The sequence below is a fragment of the Paraburkholderia sp. Clong3 genome (assembly GCF_050436485.1).
In the GTDB taxonomy this organism is placed as follows: domain Bacteria; phylum Pseudomonadota; class Gammaproteobacteria; order Burkholderiales; family Burkholderiaceae; genus Paraburkholderia; species Paraburkholderia tuberum.
This window is the reverse complement of record NZ_JBNDMH010000002.1, coordinates 918,238-933,402: the sequence shown is the minus strand read 5'-3', so window position 1 is coordinate 933,402 and position 15,165 is coordinate 918,238. Positions and strand designations below refer to the sequence as shown.

Annotated in this window: 15 protein-coding genes and 1 pseudogene; 3 read left to right on the top strand and 13 right to left on the bottom strand. The window is 64.7% G+C overall.

Going from position 1 to position 15,165, the window contains the following annotated elements; genetic code table 11:
- Positions 1-44: 44 nt before the first annotated feature.
- A complete protein-coding gene (locus OKW30_RS08560; RefSeq protein WP_429346498.1) occupies positions 45-1,607 on the bottom strand; it encodes a DHA2 family efflux MFS transporter permease subunit in 1,563 nt (520 codons plus the stop codon).
- Positions 1,608-1,693: 86 nt separating this feature from the next.
- The gene (locus tag OKW30_RS08555) at positions 1,694-2,131 is read right to left on the bottom strand and encodes a MarR family winged helix-turn-helix transcriptional regulator (protein WP_429346497.1); all 438 of its coding nucleotides are present in this window, start codon (positions 2,129-2,131) and stop codon (positions 1,694-1,696) included.
- 195 nt (positions 2,132-2,326) lie between these two features.
- Here OKW30_RS08555 and OKW30_RS08550 point away from each other — a divergent pair, with 195 nt between their 5' ends.
- A complete protein-coding gene (locus OKW30_RS08550; RefSeq protein ID WP_184065787.1) occupies positions 2,327-2,749 on the top strand; it encodes a VOC family protein in 423 nt (140 codons plus the stop codon).
- A gap of 200 nt (positions 2,750-2,949) precedes the next feature.
- Positions 2,950-3,660: an SDR family NAD(P)-dependent oxidoreductase gene (locus OKW30_RS08545; protein ID WP_429346496.1), complete on the top strand. Its 711-nt coding sequence runs from the start codon at positions 2,950-2,952 to the stop codon at positions 3,658-3,660.
- A gap of 31 nt (positions 3,661-3,691) precedes the next feature.
- Here the strand turns inward: OKW30_RS08545 and OKW30_RS08540 are convergent, their stop codons facing one another.
- From OKW30_RS08540 to OKW30_RS08500, 9 genes and pseudogenes are all read right to left on the bottom strand, one after another.
- Positions 3,692-4,636: a LysR substrate-binding domain-containing protein gene (locus OKW30_RS08540; RefSeq protein WP_429346495.1), complete on the bottom strand. Its 945-nt coding sequence runs from the start codon at positions 4,634-4,636 to the stop codon at positions 3,692-3,694.
- A 166-nt stretch (positions 4,637-4,802) separates the two neighbouring features.
- Positions 4,803-5,903, bottom strand: a complete 1,101-nt coding sequence (locus tag OKW30_RS08535) for an NAD(P)H-dependent flavin oxidoreductase (protein WP_429346494.1) — start codon at positions 5,901-5,903, stop codon at positions 4,803-4,805.
- Between the two features lie 58 nt (positions 5,904-5,961).
- Positions 5,962-7,245, bottom strand: coding sequence for an MFS transporter (locus OKW30_RS08530; RefSeq protein ID WP_184065801.1), 1,284 nt, complete (start codon positions 7,243-7,245; stop codon positions 5,962-5,964).
- Positions 7,242-8,450 carry a YbfB/YjiJ family MFS transporter gene (locus OKW30_RS08525; RefSeq protein ID WP_429346493.1) on the bottom strand — a complete coding sequence of 403 codons (1,209 nt, stop codon included), beginning with the start codon at positions 8,448-8,450 and terminating at the stop codon, positions 7,242-7,244. The genes OKW30_RS08530 and OKW30_RS08525 overlap by 4 nt, the downstream gene beginning before the upstream one ends.
- 120 nt (positions 8,451-8,570) lie before the next feature.
- Positions 8,571-9,503: a LysR family transcriptional regulator gene (locus tag OKW30_RS08520; protein WP_429346492.1), complete on the bottom strand. Its 933-nt coding sequence runs from the start codon at positions 9,501-9,503 to the stop codon at positions 8,571-8,573.
- Between the two features lie 115 nt (positions 9,504-9,618).
- Entirely contained in the window at positions 9,619-10,860 is a 1,242-nt protein-coding gene (chrA, locus tag OKW30_RS08515) for a chromate efflux transporter (protein WP_429346491.1), read from the bottom strand.
- A 210-nt stretch (positions 10,861-11,070) separates the two neighbouring features.
- Positions 11,071-11,263: pseudogene (locus OKW30_RS08510) on the bottom strand (DUF4279 domain-containing protein); the annotation flags it as partial.
- Between the two features lie 54 nt (positions 11,264-11,317).
- On the bottom strand, positions 11,318-11,581 hold the full coding sequence (locus OKW30_RS08505) for a hypothetical protein (RefSeq protein ID WP_187631709.1): 264 nt from the start codon (positions 11,579-11,581) through the stop codon (positions 11,318-11,320).
- A 2-nt stretch (positions 11,582-11,583) separates the two neighbouring features.
- The gene (locus OKW30_RS08500) at positions 11,584-12,336 is read right to left on the bottom strand and encodes a hypothetical protein (protein WP_429346490.1); all 753 of its coding nucleotides are present in this window, start codon (positions 12,334-12,336) and stop codon (positions 11,584-11,586) included.
- Between the two features lie 233 nt (positions 12,337-12,569).
- Here OKW30_RS08500 and OKW30_RS08495 point away from each other — a divergent pair, with 233 nt between their 5' ends.
- Positions 12,570-12,794 (top strand): hypothetical protein, encoded by a 225-nt coding sequence (locus OKW30_RS08495; RefSeq protein WP_429346489.1) that lies wholly within the window; start codon positions 12,570-12,572, stop codon positions 12,792-12,794.
- Here the strand turns inward: OKW30_RS08495 and OKW30_RS08490 are convergent.
- Both OKW30_RS08490 and OKW30_RS08485 read right to left on the bottom strand, forming a co-directional pair.
- Positions 12,789-13,838: a zinc-dependent alcohol dehydrogenase family protein gene (locus tag OKW30_RS08490; RefSeq protein ID WP_184065820.1), complete on the bottom strand. Its 1,050-nt coding sequence runs from the start codon at positions 13,836-13,838 to the stop codon at positions 12,789-12,791. The two genes, OKW30_RS08495 and OKW30_RS08490, sit on opposite strands and share 6 nt — an antisense overlap.
- Positions 13,839-14,256: 418 nt before the next feature.
- The gene (locus OKW30_RS08485; RefSeq protein ID WP_429346488.1) at positions 14,257-15,132 is read right to left on the bottom strand and encodes a helix-turn-helix domain-containing protein; all 876 of its coding nucleotides are present in this window, start codon (positions 15,130-15,132) and stop codon (positions 14,257-14,259) included.
- Between the last annotated feature and the right edge of the window lie 33 nt (positions 15,133-15,165).

The following is a 15,165-nucleotide window of genomic DNA, read 5'->3' as shown; positions in this document are numbered from 1 at the left end:
TGGTCTGTTTCATTTTCCGTCCGAACCAGGTTGCCAAATTGGATTCAATGTCCGCCGGCGGCTGCCGCGCCCGCGGCACCACCCTTGGCCGGCTTCGTCACCCAGATCAGCGGGATGATCACGACAAAGATCAGCGCCGAGATCCAGAAGATGTCGTTCAGGCCGAGCATCGTCGCCTGCGCGTTCAGCGAGGCTTCGTAAAAGGCCGTGGCCTTGGGAACGCCCGCGTCCAGCGCCGCCTGCAAGTGCGCGATCGCGCCGGTAAAGCCAGGATCGTCCACGCTCGTTTGCTCGGCAAGGCGCGCATGGTGCAGGATCGTACGGTCGTTCCACGCGGTGCTCATCAGCGACGTGCCCACCGCTCCCGCGAAAATGCGCACGAAGTTGGACAGACCCGCCGCCGCCGGAATCTCCTCCGGCTTCAGACCCGACAGGATGATCGCGGTGAGCGGCGTGAAGAACAGCGCGGTCGGAATGCCCTGCAGCAAGGTGGGCAGCACGAGCGTCCAGGCGTCGACGCCGGTCGTGTAGTTCGAGCGCATGAAGAACACGCCGGCGAATCCGACGAACGCAAGCGTGGCAAGCACGCGCATGTCCGAACGAGGCATGATCTTGCCCATCACCGGGGCGAGGACCACGGCAAAGATGCCGAGCGGCGCGGTCACGAGCCCCGCGTCCACCGCCCGGTAGCCGAGGAAGCCCTGAATCCACTGCGGCAGGATCACGAGGTTGGCGAAGAAGATCGCGTAGGCGACCGAAATCGCAATCGTGCCGCCGAGGAAGTTACGTCTGGCGAAAAGCCGCAGGTTGACGATCGGCTTTTCCTCCGTCAATTCCCAGATCAGGAAGAACAGGAAGCTGACCACGGCGACGATCGTCAGCGCCCAGATCACCGGCGAGCTGAACCAGTCGAGGTCGCGGCCCTTGTCGAGCATGATCTGCAGCGGCGCGACCCATGCGATCAGCGAGATCAGGCCGACCTTGTCGATCGGGAGCTTGCGGGCCGGCGTCTCGCGGTCGCGGTAGATCGCCCAGATCGCGCCCGCGGCGAACAGGCCGACCGGCACGTTGATGTAGAAGATCCACGACCAGCTGTAGCTGTCGGTGATCCAGCCGCCGAGCGCCGGGCCCGCAATCGGCCCGACCGTCGCCGTCATCGCCCACAGCGCCAGCGCGCTCGAGCTTTTTTCCTTCGGAAACGAGCCGAGCAGCAAAGCCTGAGAAAGCGGCACCAGCGGCCCCGCCACGGCGCCCTGCACGACGCGGGCGGCGAGCAGCACCATCAGGTTCGGAGCGAGACCGCACGCCGCCGATGACAGCACGAACAGCAGGATTGCCCAGACGAACAGCTTGACCTGGCCGACGCGCTGCGTGAGCCACCCTGTCAACGGAATCGACACCGCGTTGGCCGCGGCAAACAGCGTGATGACCCATGTGCCTTCGTCGATCGACACACCGAGGTTGCCGGACAGCGTCGGAATCGCCACGTTGGCGATCGATGAATCCAGCACGTTCATGAAGGTGGCAAGCGCCACGGCAAACGTGCCGAGTGCAAACTTTGCGCCGGTCAGCTGAGCCGGCGCGGCTGGGTTGCTCGATGGATTCATGTTGCGTCCTCGTGTCGGTTCGAAGCGCCCGTCAGTGGCGCGTTATTATCTGCAATGTCAGATAAATGGTTAAAAAAAATGCCGCCTCAGCGGTCCAGCAGCCTTGAAAGAAGCTGGCACAACGCGTCGAAATCGGACTTCGAGAAATGCGAAAGCCGCTCGCTCCATGCTCCCTGGACAACCTGTGTGTTCCTGGCGGCGACGATCTGCCCTTCCCGCGTCAACGACACATCCACGAGGCGACGATCCCTGCCGTTGCGGGCGCGCTCGATCAATCCGCTGTTTTCGAGCTTGTCCAGCACGCGGGTCATCCGGGCCGGGTGGACACCCGCCAATTTCGACAGTGCGGCCGGTGTTTTCACGCTGCCGCGCGCCAGCGTGAGCAGAACGCCGCGCTCCTGCAGATTCAACCCTGCATCCGCGAGCCCCGCGCTGAGTTCGCTTGCAATCAGCTGACGCGCCTGACCCAGCACGGACGCCAGCTTCTGCGTGCGCTCAAAGTCTTCGTTGATCGAATCACCCATCGATCGCCTCCTCGATATCTGACTTCAATATATTTGACTATGCAGATTTATGCAAGCGGATTTCCTCGCCGTATGCGCTACATGGTGTAAAAACTGAATTGAACCGCCGGCGAATATCGCCGCGATTCCTTGGGGCTAAATTCTTTCCGGCACGGATTCGGGCGCTGCCCGCTCTCACTTCAGGAGGACAGAACGATGACTGACAAACCGCTTACGCTGGGTATCGATCACGTCGGACTCACCGTCCGCGATCTGAACCTCACATGCGACTTCTTCGTGAAGTGTCTGGGCTGGCAGCAGGTGGGGGAAAGGCCTGCCTATCCGGCTGCGTTCGTGTCGGACGGACACGTCGTGGTGACGCTCTGGCAGGTCACCGATTCGAGCCGCCTCGTCGAATTCGATCGCAAGGTCCATGTCGGACTGCATCATCTTGCGCTGCGCGTGGGCAGCGAGGAAGCACTGCAGGACATCTTCGCGCGCGTGTCCGCCTGGCCGGGCGTCAAAGTCGAATTCGCGCCCGAAGATCTCGGTGGCGGGCCCAAACGCCACACGATGGTGTACGAGCCGGGCGGCATCAGACTCGAGTTCGATCACGACCCGCGAACGCAGGCATCGTGAACGCGAATGCGCGCGACAGACCGGCCGGCACCGACAGGGCCACTGCCGCTACGCGCCGTCACTCACCGCTTGTTCCTGCGGCTCACAACTGTTTGTCCGCGCCTTGTGTGCAAAAGCGGAGCACGACCGCATAAATTAGTCGCCATCGGAGCCATCAGTCCGATCACAGATTGCTGATCCAACCTACTTCGAGGTTCACTATGAGTCAGTCTCCCAAAGTCATCGTGGTCACCGGTGCATCGCAAGGCATCGGTGCCGAAACCGTCAAGGCATTTCGCAAGCTCGGCCATAACGTGGTCGCGACATCGCGCGGCATCAAGCCGTCTGACGATCCCAACCTCGTCACCGTGGCCGGTGACATCGCCGATCCGGCCACGGCTCGACGGGTGATCGAGACGGCCGTGGCGCGCTTCGGTCGTGTCGACACGCTCGTCAACAATGCGGGCATTTTCGTGGCCAAGCCGTTCACCCAATACACCGCGGAAGATTACGCGACGATCACCGGCATCAATCTCGCGGGCTTCTTCCACATCACGCAGCTCGCGATCGCCGAGATGGAGAAGCATGAGCACGGGCACGTGGTCAGCATCACGACGAGCCTCGTGGATCACGCGATTGATGGCGTACCGTCCGTGCTGACCTCGCTGACCAAGGGGGGCCTCGCCGCCGCGACCCGCTCGCTCGCGATCGAGTATGCGAAGCGCGGAATTCGCGCCAACGCGGTTTCGCCCGGCATCATCAAGTCACCGATGCACGCGCCCGAAACGCATGCGGCGCTTGGCGCATTGCATCCAGTGGGTCATATGGGCGAGATGAGCGACATCGTGAATGCGATCCTCTATCTCGACTCGGCGCCGTTCGTGACCGGCGAGATCCTGCATGTGGACGGCGGCCAGAGCGCCGGCCACTGAGCGGGCCATGCGATGAAGCGGCGCGCGCCGCTCAATGCGCGCGCGTGCTCGGGGCGAGCGTCGCGGGTTTGGCCAACTGCTCGACGAGAAATTCGACGAAAGCCCGCACGCGCGAGGTCAGGTAGCGCGCGTGCGGATAAAGCAGGATGAATGGCCGCGTGCGTCCGCCCGCTTCGCGCAACACTTCCACGAGCCGACCTTCGCGCAGGTCGTCCTCCACGACGAAGCGATACGTCTGAAACAGGCCCGCGCCGGCACGCGCGAGCGTCACGCCGGCGAGCGCGTCGCCCGAGGTTCCATAGCTGCCCTGCGTCAGCACGTCGCCATCTTCAGGCGAACCCTCGAAGGTCCAGGCGAGATGGCGTCCGCTGCTCGGCAGTTCGAACTGGATGCACTCATGCGCCCGCAGGTCCTCGACGGTTTTCGGCACGCCCGCGCGCTTCAGATAGGCGGGCGCCGCCACCACGACCATTTCCGCGTCTTCGAGCTTGCGCGCGACGAGGTTTGAATCGGCCGGCGCGCGTCCACGTATCGCGAGATCGAAACCTTGTTCCGCAAAGTCGATGTTGCGATTGCTCAGGTGCGTCTCGACCCGGACTTGCGGATAGCGCTCACGAAACGCCGGCAGTAGCGGCAACACGCGATAGTGTCCATACGGCGTCGGCATGCTGATGCGCAGCACGCCGGCCGGCGTGGTCTGCTCGCCCGTCACTTCGCGCTCGGCGTCCATCAGTTGCGACAGGGCTTGCCGGCACTGCTCGAAGTAGCGCCGCCCCGCGTCGGTCAGACGGATCTGGCGTGTAGTGCGCACGAACAGACGCACGCCGAGCCGTTCCTCGAGCCGCGCCACCGAGCGGCTCACTGCCGCCGGTGTGACACTCGCGGCGTTGGCCGCCAGCGTGAAGCTACCCAGCTCCGCCGCGAGGCAGAAGAGCTCGATGCTGCCCAGCAGGAGATCGTCGAATTTGCGTTGCATGCCTGTCCGCCTTTGTTTCGTTGGCTTGAGAACCCGACGATCGCGGCCGCGCTGGACCGAATGCATGGGTGCGGAACTGAGGCTGGAAGCTAATCGGACATCGGCCCGCGCATGCCCCACGCGTGCCGATGTGTTCCATCTGTGCGATGGTATTGAAGCTGGACTGCTAGTTCCACACCGATTGCAGCCGCTCGATACTTTCTCGCGTTTCGCGTTCCAGTTGCGCCATCAGTTCGCCGGCAGGCAGCGAACGCGCAAGCGGCGCGGCCTGGCCCGCCCAATGCGCGCCGTAGCCGAATTCACCCTTGGCCTTGGCGGCTGCATTGAGCGCCTTGCCCGCGTCATAGGTGATCGGATAGGACGGCGTGCGCGGGGCTTGCGGGTCCTCGCCGAGCGCGGTGAAGCGATTGACGATGCTGCGCGCGAGCCGCCCCGAAATGGCCGACGTGAACGTCGTCGAGCGTGCTGCATCGCTGAGCAACGCGCGGCGATAGCCGTCGTCGATCGAGGTTTCCGGGCACGCGACGAACGCCGTGCCCAATTGCGCAGCCTGCGCGCCCAGCGCGAGCGCGGCCGCGATGCCGGCGCCGTCCATGATGCCGCCCGCCGCGATCACGGGCAGGTCGAACTCGCTCGCGACCAGGCGCGTCAGCGCGAACGTGCCGATGCGTTCGTCGCGCCCGGTCGTGTCGAACACGCCGCGATGACCGCCCGCTTCGATGCCCTGCGCGACGATCGCATCGACACCCGCCTCGACGGCGGCCGCCGCTTCGTCGAGATTGGTCGCGCTCGCCAGCAAACGGATGCCCGCGTGCTTCAGTTGCGCGATCACCGCATCGGGCGGCAAGCCGAAATGGAAGCTCACGACGGCCGGCTTTTCCGCGAGCAGCATCGCCTGCATCGCGGTGTCGACGACGAAGCTCGTGTAGATCTCGCAGAGCGCTTGCGGCGGCGTAGCGCCGTATTGCCGGAACACCGGTTCGAGCCACTCGAGCCACGCACGCTCGACGGCCGCATCGGGTGTCGCCGGGCGATGGCAGAACACGTTGATGTTGAACGGCTTGGTCGTTAGCTCGCGAGTCTGTTGGATCGCGCGGCGCGCGTTCTCCGCGTTCATCGCGGCAACGCCGAGCGAGCCGAGGCCGCCCGCGTTCGACACCGCGGCGGCCAGCGCCGGCGTGGTGACGCCGGCCATGGGCGCCTGAATGATCGGCTTGTGGATGCCGAGCGTGCGCAGTAACGCGCGATTGTCCGCTTGAATGCTCATGTTCCCTTCCCACCGGATGCGTTAAAAGATTCGATGTGCCTGCCGGCTTGCCTGCCTGTCAGGCCCCAGCGCGGCGGTGCGCCCAGCGCGCGAGGCCGCCGCAAGCGATCAGCAGCGCGCCGGTCACGAAGAACACCGCGTGCAGCCCGAGATGAACGCCGATCACACCGCCGATCACGGGGCCCGCCACCTGGCCGCTGAATTGCGCCGATTGCAGATAACCGAGCATGCGGCCGGTCCGGCTTTCATCCACCGATTGCCGCGCCAGCTTGCCGATCGAGGGCAACAGGCCCGCGAGCGTCATACCCATCAGCACGCGCAAAGCCGCGAGCTGCCACCAGTGCGTGACGAAGGCTTGCGGCACCATCGCCAGCCCCGTGAGCACGAGGCAGACAACGATCACGCGCCAGCTCCCGAACCGGTCGGCCAGCGCGCCGAGGCGCGCGGCCGTCAGCATGCTCCCGAGCGCCGAGCATGCCATAACCACGCCGGCCACGCGCGCAAGATGCGCGGCATCCACGCCAAGGCCGCCGATATACACGGTGATGATCGGCTCGATCGACATGTTGGCGAGCAGCACCATCATCGCGGTCACGAGCAGCGCGGCCACCACCGCGTAATTGGCGCGTCGGGCGGGCGTGCCGGCGGTGCCGCGCGCGTGAGCTTTCGCGTCGCTGTCCGGGTGAAACTCTTCCTTCACCACGAAGATGGTGAGCAGCGCCGCCGCCGCGATCATCGCGCCGCCCGCGAAGAACGTGCCGCGAATGCCGATCCAGTCTGGCAGCACGCCGCCGATGAGCGGCCCGACCAGATTGCCCGCGAGCGCGCCCGTCGAAAGTATGCCGAGCGCCCAACCCGCGCGCTCGCGCGGCGCCTGGGTGCCCACCATCACCGTGGAAGCCGATGCATAGCCGCCCACCAGACCGGCGATCAGACGCAGCGCGACCAGTTCGTAGACATTGTGCGCCACGCCGATCAACGACATCACCAGAGCCATACCGATCGCCGCGCGAACGAGCATGGGTTTGCGGCCGAAACGGTCGGCCAGACGCCCCCACAGTGGCGCGGTAAGAGCGGTGCCGAGGAAGGTCGCGCCGAAGGCGATGCCCGACCACTGGATCACCGCGGACGGCGAACCGACACCGAGTTGCCGCACATAGAGCGGCAGGAACGGCAGCAGCATGCTCAGGCTCACGAGCGTCGTGAACGAGCCGAACACGCAGACGAAGAGATTGCGTCGCCAGTACTGGACGTTGCGCTCCGCATAGCCGCGCGGCCGCGCGTCGTGCTGCGCATACGGCCGCGCGAGCGCCGCCGGTGCAGAAGAAACCGTGGTATTCATTTCGCGCTCCGCGCGGAAAACAGCTCGACGGCGAGTGCGAGCAGAAGCGCCACCGCGCCAATCGCGTAGAGCGCGCGATAATTGCCGCCGCTCGAAGCGAACACGAACGAAAGACCGTAGGCCGCCAGCGCCTGCATCACGGCGAAGCTCGTCGTCGCGCGGCTCCATGCGTCCTTGACGGCGGACGGATGGTCCGCGAGCAGCTCGTTCACGCGACCGAGCGCCAGCGGCACGATGCCCGGCGTGAACGCGCCCACGACAAATGCGGAGACCATCAGCCCCGTCGGCCCGAATAAGCCCGCGGCCGGGATCGCGACCGCAGCGGCCTGCACCAGATACGCGACGCGCAGCGCGCGGCCGAAACCCGCGCGATCGGCGAGATGCCCTGCCGCGAGCGGCCCGACGATCGCGCCCAAGCCGTACAGCACCCAGAACTCGGCGCCCGCATCGACGCCGCGGCCCAGCCCGCGCGCCACGAAATCGACGAGGAACAGCATGTGCGGCACGAGCCCCACGGCGTTCAGGCCATATTCCACATAGAGCGCGCGCAGGCCGGCGCGGGGATACGCAGGCGCTGTTTCGAAGCGCGAATGAGCACCGGCGTGCGCGGGCGCCGCGTGCTCGGGCCAGCCGTTCCACGCCACGGCGGTCAACACGAGCGAAACGGCCGCGAGCCCGAGCCACGTCCACGTGAGCCCCTGACGCAACAGAATCGGCACGATCGTGCCCGAGGCCGCGATGCCGAGCCCGATCCCCGTGAAGATGCCACCGCTCGCGAAGCCCCGGCGCGCCGCCGGCACGTGCGCGAGGATCGTGGGTGCGGCGAGCACCATCAACGCGCCGCCCGAAAGCCCCGAGGCGAGGCGCCAGACGAAAAACCACAGGAACGACACGGGCACCGCGCAGGCCACGAAAGCGATGGTCGCGAGCAGCATCATCGCGCGCAGCACGGTGGCGGGTTTCGCCACGCGTACCATCGCGCCCGCCAGCAGTGCGCCGGCCAGATAGCCGCCGAGGTTCGCCGCGCCGAGATAGGCCGCGCTCGAGGCGGGAAACCAGTGCGCGCCGATGATAGCCGGCAAAAGCGGCGTATAGGCAAAACGCGCGAGACCGATGCCGATCAGGCTCGCGCTGGCCCCGGCGAGCGTGCCCCGCCAGACGTTATAGCCGGCCGGAGCGGCCGGATTCGAGATGGCTTGCTGCATGACGACTCCCATGGACCGGTGCTGTTAAGCGCCCGATGAATATGGGAGCCAGTCTAGAACGACTCGCATCTCGGGAGAATCACCGCGCTGCGTAAGTGATTCTTCCGCACGGCGATCGAATCAGCGTCGATCGGCGTCGGTGATTTGCTGGGCCCGCTCGAAATACTCGCGTAGCAGCGGCGTGGCGAAATCGACGAAACCGCGCACCTTCGGCACCGCAAGGCGCCCGCGCGGCGTCACCAGATTGACGGGCAACGGCGCATGCTCGCTGTCGCGCAGCACGATTTTCAGCGCACCGGCCTTGACCTGCTCGGCCACGTGATAGGAGAACAGCCGCGTGACGCCATGCCCGGCCACGGCCGAAGACAGCGCAGCGCGAATCGTATTGACGATGAAGCGCGGCGTGAACCGCACGACCTGCGGCAGCGCCGTTTGACGGGCCGCCGGAAAGCTCCACGAATCGAGCCCGAAATGCGTCATCGAGATGATCGGGTGGCTGGCGAGATCGGCGGGCACGTCGATGGCCGGATGCGTGGCGAGATAGTCGGGCGAAGCGACCACCACCCGCCTCACCTCGCCCACCGGAATGGCGACGAGCGTGGAGTCCTGCAGATGCGCGATGCGCAGCGCCACGTCGATGCCCTCGTCGACGAGGCTCACCGGCCGGTCGAGCAGGTGCAGGCGGATCGACGCCTGGGGATGGCGATCGAGAAACGAATCGACAATCGGGCGCAGCACCTCCTCGCCCACCGCCACCGCCGCCGTCACGCCTAGCAGTCCGCGCGGCGCGGAGCGCTCGTCGGCTGCGAGCAGGTCCGCCTCCTCCAGATCCGCGAGGATGCGCCGGCACGCCAGCGCATAGCGCTCGCCCGCCTCGCTGAGCCGGATCGTGCGCGTGGTGCGGTGTAGCAGCGGCGTGCCCGTATGCGTCTCCAGAAACGCGATGGCCCGGCTCACCGCCGCGGGCGAGCGGCCCAGCCGACGGCCTGCGCCCGCCAGACTGCCCGCGTCGAGCGTGGCGACGAATACCTTCATGGCGTCGATACGGTCCATTGCGTGTTTGGTCTTGAGATCGGGCCTTGGTGGCGCCGCGGTCTTTCAGGGCGGTGAATTCCGGCACGATCTTAGCGGAATCAGTGCTTGTGCAAGGCGTGCGCGATCAGCTCTGTCAGAGCGGGTGCAGCACCGTTTGCGCGACGCCGGCCGCCACACACAGCACGACGACCGCAAGCGGGGGCACCTTCCAGCGCAGCAACAGCAAAAAGCCGATGCACGCCACGGCGAAATCCGTCGCCGACAGGACCGCGCTCGTCCACACCGGCGAATAAAGCGCGGCGGCCAGCAGGCCGACCACCGCGGCATTGACGCCGGCAAGCGCCGCCGCCATCGCCGCACGCGCGCGCAGCGCCTGCCACCACGGCAATGCGGCGAGAACGAGCAGCAGACCCGGCAGAAAGATGCCCACTGTCGCCAGCAGTGCGCCGCTCCAGTGTCTGGGTGGCAGCGCCATCATCCAGCCGAGAAACGCCGCGAACGTGAACAGCGGTCCGGGTACGGCCTGGGCCGCGCCATAGCCGGCCAGGAAGTCGTTGGGCGCGACCCATCCGGTCGTGACGGTTGCCCGCTGCAACAACGGCAGCACCACGTGGCCGCCTCCGAACACGAGCGCGCCGGAGCGATAGAACGCATCGAATACGCGGATGCCTTGCGAGGTCCCGCTTGCCGCCCATAGCGGCAACGCGAACAGCAATGCGCAAAAGACCATTAGCGCGACGATGCCTGCCGTGCGCGACACCTGAAAATCGCCGGCCCGCAGAGGAATGGCGCGTGGCGCTTGCACCGCCGTGCTCCGGCACAGCGCGACACCGAGCACGGCGCCGGCGCCGATCACGATCAGTTGGGCGTAGACGGTGCCTGGGACACTGAGCAATCCGAGCGATGCGAGCGCGATCGCCGCGCGGCGGCGATCCGGACACAGACGCCGCGCCATGTCCCAGACAGCCTGCGCGACGACGGCCACCGCGACGAGCTTCAGGCCGTGAATCACGCCCATGCCGATCGCGCCGCCCAGGTCCGGCGCGATCGCGGCAAAGGCCAGCATCACGAGTACCGACGGCAGCGTGAAGCCGCACCAGGCCGCTAGCCCCCCACCCCACCCGGCCCGCAGCAGCCCGATCGAAAACCCCGCCTGGCTGCTCGCGGGTCCCGGCAGAAATTGGCACAGGCCGATCAGGTCGGTGAAGGCTTCATCGTCGAGCCAGCGGCGCCGCTCGACGAACTCGCGCCGGAAGTAGCCGATGTGAGCGATCGGACCGCCGAAACTGGTCAGCCCGAGTTTCAGAAAGACGATGAAAACCTCGATCACGCGCGCGAGCCGTGAGCGGCGCGGCGACGACAAATCAGTATCCATGGATGTGCGGGTTCGAGCGCTGCCGATTTCGAGAGCCGGCGGGCAAGGCGCCGTCGACGGGCTTCGTGTTTGACGACGCACAGTATAGAGGCCTACGGCGCGACCACGCGCCGCACCCGCGATTGATCTGAGTCAATCGTGCCCCTTGCTTGCTGCAACACACTGGGCACCATCATTTGCGCGTGTTCGAATGCATTTTCACCCGCGTCGCTAATCGCGGTATTCGTCAATCCAGATAGTCCCGCCAAGGGCTTCCATCATCGTGCGGATATCATTCGGGATATCCGGTACCCGGTCGCCGCTCTCGTTATCCCAATAGCAAAAAACCCATCTGCGCACCAGTGCGTCTGAGCAGTTCGGGTAAATCCGATCGCGGTAGCGCCAAGCGTTCGATCAGATAGCGAGCCGGTCGCGCCAAGCGACCATAAGAAAGCCCGCTGCGCTGATGCCTTGCGGCTTATGGCAGAGGGAACTGATCCGGCTTCACACGCAAACGCCGCTTCACTTCGGGGTGAAATATCGCGAGGATGCCGAGCGCTGTCGCACCGAGCCGATTTGCGACGTTTTCTGTCAATTCACCTCCGGGAATGTCTTCGAGGCGCCAAGGCGCGATGACATTTTTGTCGCGTAGTGCGGCGAGGTCCTCATCCTTGACCGAGAATACTTCGAATTGCTGCAATTCAGAGTTATACGAAACAACAAACGATTTTGGGGCGACCATTCTTAGTATCCTCGGCACTGGTTATAGAGGGTGAAGGCGTTTTGCTTGCAAGCGATGAAGGTATAGGCAACATTAGTCATTGCCTTGTAGAGATTGCATTCGGCGAGATTTCGCTCATACTCCGCGAAGCATTGCGCCTCCTGCACTTCATTCACTCCGCGCGCCGCGATGTCTTGCACATCATCACTTATTGCATTTGGCTGGTACTCGAACGGCTGTGCATTGCCGAGATTCTGCGGCACGCGCGGGCTGTTGCCATATAGCGAGCTTGCCATGTCCGTGTCGGCCGGTTGTTGCACGCGCGCGAGGCCTGACTGGGAAGCCTTTTCCCGCTGCTCCCGTATCGCCTGCACGCACTCGCGCATCTCGTCACGCTCAGGGACGAAGATCAGCCTACCGTCCTTCACTTCGTTGTACAGGGCTTTGGCAACCTCATGATCCTTCATCCCGTACATATGAACGCGGATGTCACTTCGACCGAGCATATCGCGCAGTTCGTGCGACTGGTGGGACAGCAATATGGACGGGGCGTACCGCAACCACGCGGCTAGGGCCTCCTTCATGCCTTCCTCCAGATCGCCGCGTCCCTCGCGAGGCGCGCTGGCCGGCAGTGCAAAATGAAACCACCGTATCACATCGAACATCCAGGGAGACTGGATGTGAAGGTATTGCGACTTGCGAACGCTGCGCGAGAAGAAATGTCCGTGTGACCCCTCACGGGCATTGTGGTAAGCGTCGAGAAAAAGCGAAGTCATCGTGCCTCACAGTCAATTCAAGAGGCCCGATTTTGCAACAGGACACCATCCCAAAAAACCCCTCTGTATTTACGTCACCCGGACGGATACCGCGTGCAGCGCACGCACGTCCCGGCTCAATGGCCAGCGTTCCGAAGGCCCCGACGCAACGCAGAGCGCGCCTCAAAAGAGTTGAATCGGTCCACTCTCATGCGGGCCGCTTTCTTTGTGTGTCATTGTCAACGCCCGCATCGATGCCTGCCATTACGCTATTGGCTCTCGGCAAACTGCGCGTCATGTCGAGCCGCCTCGCCGAAACGGTGCGGCTTTCGACTTCACTGATCTGGAATTCGCTGACGATAGCGGTACACCCCGCACGAAAACCGGTCCTGATCCAGCCTGGCAGGCGACACCGACGAAAGCAGGCCGACATCCGCATGGCGATGGCGATCCATGCTCCGGCTGCGGACCGCTTATGACGCCGATGACGCCTCGATCAACACCTTCAGCGCGCGTGTGCTCGACGCGCGGGAGAACGTCTCGTAAGCCGAAAGAATATCGTCGAGCCGGAAGCGATGCGTGATCAGACGCGTGGGATCGATCCGCCCCGCCTTGACCGTCTTCATCAGCATCGGTGTACTGACGGTATCGACGAGACGCGTCGTGATCGCGATGTTGCGATCCCACAGCTTTTCCAGATGCAGATCGCACTTGACGCCGTGCACGCCGATGTTCGCGATCGTTCCACCCGGCGCGACCAGCTGCTGGCAAAGCTCGAACGTCGGCGGAATGCCGACCGCCTCGATCACGCAGTCGGCGCCTACCGATTCGGTCAGCTTCAGCACTTGGGCGACCGCATCGGCACGCGCGTTGTCGATGCAAGCGGTCGCGCCGAAGCGTTGCGCGACCTCGAGCCGGTTCGCGTCGGGATCGATCATGATGATCTGCGCCGGCGAGTAGAACTGCGCGGTCAACAGCGCAGCGAGACCGATCGGCCCCGCGCCGACGATCGCCACGGTGCAGCCCGGCTGAACCTTGCCGTTGAGCACGCCGCACTCGAAGCCGGTCGGCAGAATGTCGGACAGCATCACGAGCGCCTCTTCGTCGAGGCCAGCCGGAATGCGGTACAGACTGCTCTGCGCATGCGGAATGCGCACATATTCGGCCTGCGTGCCGTCGATCCGGTTACCGAGAATCCAGCCGCCCGTCGTGCAATGCGAATACATGCCGCGCCGGCAGTAGTCGCAGCGGCCGCACGAGGTGATGCACGAGATCAGCACGTGATCGCCGGCCGCGAGCCCGTTCACCGCCTCGCCGACCTGATGCACGACACCGACGCCTTCGTGGCCGAGAATGCGGCCCGGTTCGCAGGTCGGCACGTCGCCTTTGAGAATGTGCAGATCGGTGCCGCAGATCGTCGTGCGGGCGACTTTGACGATTGCATCGGTGGGCGCCGTGAGTTCGGGTATCGGCCGTTCGTCGAGCGACTTTTTGCCGGGACCGTGATAAACGAGTGCTTTCATGACGGACTTCTCCTATGGCCGGAATGAAACACGATGCGTGGCGGCAAACGTGTTCGCGCCTGAACCTGGTCGTGTCATGCGTCGGCTAGCGCCGGCGGGAACGTAATGCGTCACGCGCTTGCATCATGAGCCCCGGCGTGGCGGGCGGCTTGATCTGGGTCAAGCACTACGAAAACAACGCCGACGCGTCGATGTCGGCCATTTTCTCGAGTTCTTGCAGATAGAGGCCGGGAAAGGGACCCGCGCCTACCTGCACATCGGCCGCGAAGAAGCTGCACGCGCGAGCACCTCGGTCACGTCGCCGAAGTCGGAGATGATGGCCGCGCGCGAACTGGGCGCACGGCGGAACCAGAGTGGCGTCGGATTGCTCAACCTGATCGACTCGGATGATCGCCCAAAAACCGAAGACATCGCTATATCACGGCATACGGTTTGCCGATATTGGAGGTTGCGGGAACGCATGCGCGGCGAACAGCTGCTGGTGCCTTGCTTCGGTGGCGTCGTCGGCGGGGAACATGCATTCGATGCGCAACTCCTGCGCGGCCACGTTTTGCGGTGTGCCCACGGTCGTGACCATCGAGAAATAGCGCAGCACCACGCCTTCGCTGATGAAGCCGAGCGGAACCATCGGCAGCGTCGCGGGTGTCGCGGAAGAGCCATGATGCGTCTTCCAGTCGCGCGGCACGTCGGGATACGCAAGCAGTTCATCGAGTAGACGCTTCGTGTTGGCGCCGATTACATGACCGACCGACTCGCGATACACGCGTTGCAACAGACTTCGCGCGACCTCCTCCCACTCGGCGACGAACGGACGCATGCCATGTGGATCGAAGATCAGATGCAGCATGTTGCGCGGGCCTTCGCGCGCGGTCATGTCGATGAAGCAGTTGAAGAAGCGCGGGGCCGCGTCGTTGGTCATCAGCACGTTCCAGTCGCGGTCCATCACGAGCGCCGGAAACGGCTCATGCTGACGCACGACCCGTTCGAGCGCGCGAACCACGCCGTGCATTTCCTGCGCATTCCACGGTGCTTCCGAATAGATCGGTGCATAACCCGCGGCAAGCAGCAGCGCATTGCGCTCGCGCAGCGGCACATCGAGGGTCTGCGCAAGCGTCAGCAGCGTGTTGCGGCCCGGCACGCTGCGCCCGCTTTCGATGAAGCTGATCTGCCGCTGCGAGATGCCGGCCTCGAGCGACAGATCGAGCTGACTCACGCCACGCACGTCACGCCAATAGCGCAACAGACCGCCGAGATCGCCCGGCTGCACTTTCGGATCGTGACTCGTGACGTTCATGGTGTTGCCCTCCTGTTGATGCCTGAACGGGAC

What these genes read in the sequence shown, in the direction of transcription:
- OKW30_RS08560 (WP_429346498.1), bottom strand. Translation starts at nt 1,607, where the DNA reads ATGAATCCATCGAGCAACCCAGCCGCGCCGGCTCAGCTGACCGGCGCA.
- OKW30_RS08555 (WP_429346497.1), bottom strand. Translation starts at nt 2,131, where the DNA reads ATGGGTGATTCGATCAACGAAGACTTTGAGCGCACGCAGAAGCTGGCG.
- OKW30_RS08550 (WP_184065787.1), top strand. Translation starts at nt 2,327, where the DNA reads ATGACTGACAAACCGCTTACGCTGGGTATCGATCACGTCGGACTCACC.
- OKW30_RS08545 (WP_429346496.1), top strand. Translation starts at nt 2,950, where the DNA reads ATGAGTCAGTCTCCCAAAGTCATCGTGGTCACCGGTGCATCGCAAGGC.
- OKW30_RS08540 (WP_429346495.1), bottom strand. Translation starts at nt 4,636, where the DNA reads ATGCAACGCAAATTCGACGATCTCCTGCTGGGCAGCATCGAGCTCTTC.
- OKW30_RS08535 (WP_429346494.1), bottom strand. Translation starts at nt 5,903, where the DNA reads ATGAGCATTCAAGCGGACAATCGCGCGTTACTGCGCACGCTCGGCATC.
- OKW30_RS08530 (WP_184065801.1), bottom strand. Translation starts at nt 7,245, where the DNA reads ATGAATACCACGGTTTCTTCTGCACCGGCGGCGCTCGCGCGGCCGTAT.
- OKW30_RS08525 (WP_429346493.1), bottom strand. Translation starts at nt 8,450, where the DNA reads ATGCAGCAAGCCATCTCGAATCCGGCCGCTCCGGCCGGCTATAACGTC.
- OKW30_RS08520 (WP_429346492.1), bottom strand. Translation starts at nt 9,503, where the DNA reads ATGGACCGTATCGACGCCATGAAGGTATTCGTCGCCACGCTCGACGCG.
- chrA (WP_429346491.1), bottom strand. Translation starts at nt 10,860, where the DNA reads ATGGATACTGATTTGTCGTCGCCGCGCCGCTCACGGCTCGCGCGCGTG.
- OKW30_RS08505 (WP_187631709.1), bottom strand. Translation starts at nt 11,581, where the DNA reads ATGGTCGCCCCAAAATCGTTTGTTGTTTCGTATAACTCTGAATTGCAG.
- OKW30_RS08500 (WP_429346490.1), bottom strand. Translation starts at nt 12,336, where the DNA reads ATGACTTCGCTTTTTCTCGACGCTTACCACAATGCCCGTGAGGGGTCA.
- OKW30_RS08495 (WP_429346489.1), top strand. Translation starts at nt 12,570, where the DNA reads ATGCCTGCCATTACGCTATTGGCTCTCGGCAAACTGCGCGTCATGTCG.
- OKW30_RS08490 (WP_184065820.1), bottom strand. Translation starts at nt 13,838, where the DNA reads ATGAAAGCACTCGTTTATCACGGTCCCGGCAAAAAGTCGCTCGACGAA.
- OKW30_RS08485 (WP_429346488.1), bottom strand. Translation starts at nt 15,132, where the DNA reads ATGAACGTCACGAGTCACGATCCGAAAGTGCAGCCGGGCGATCTCGGC.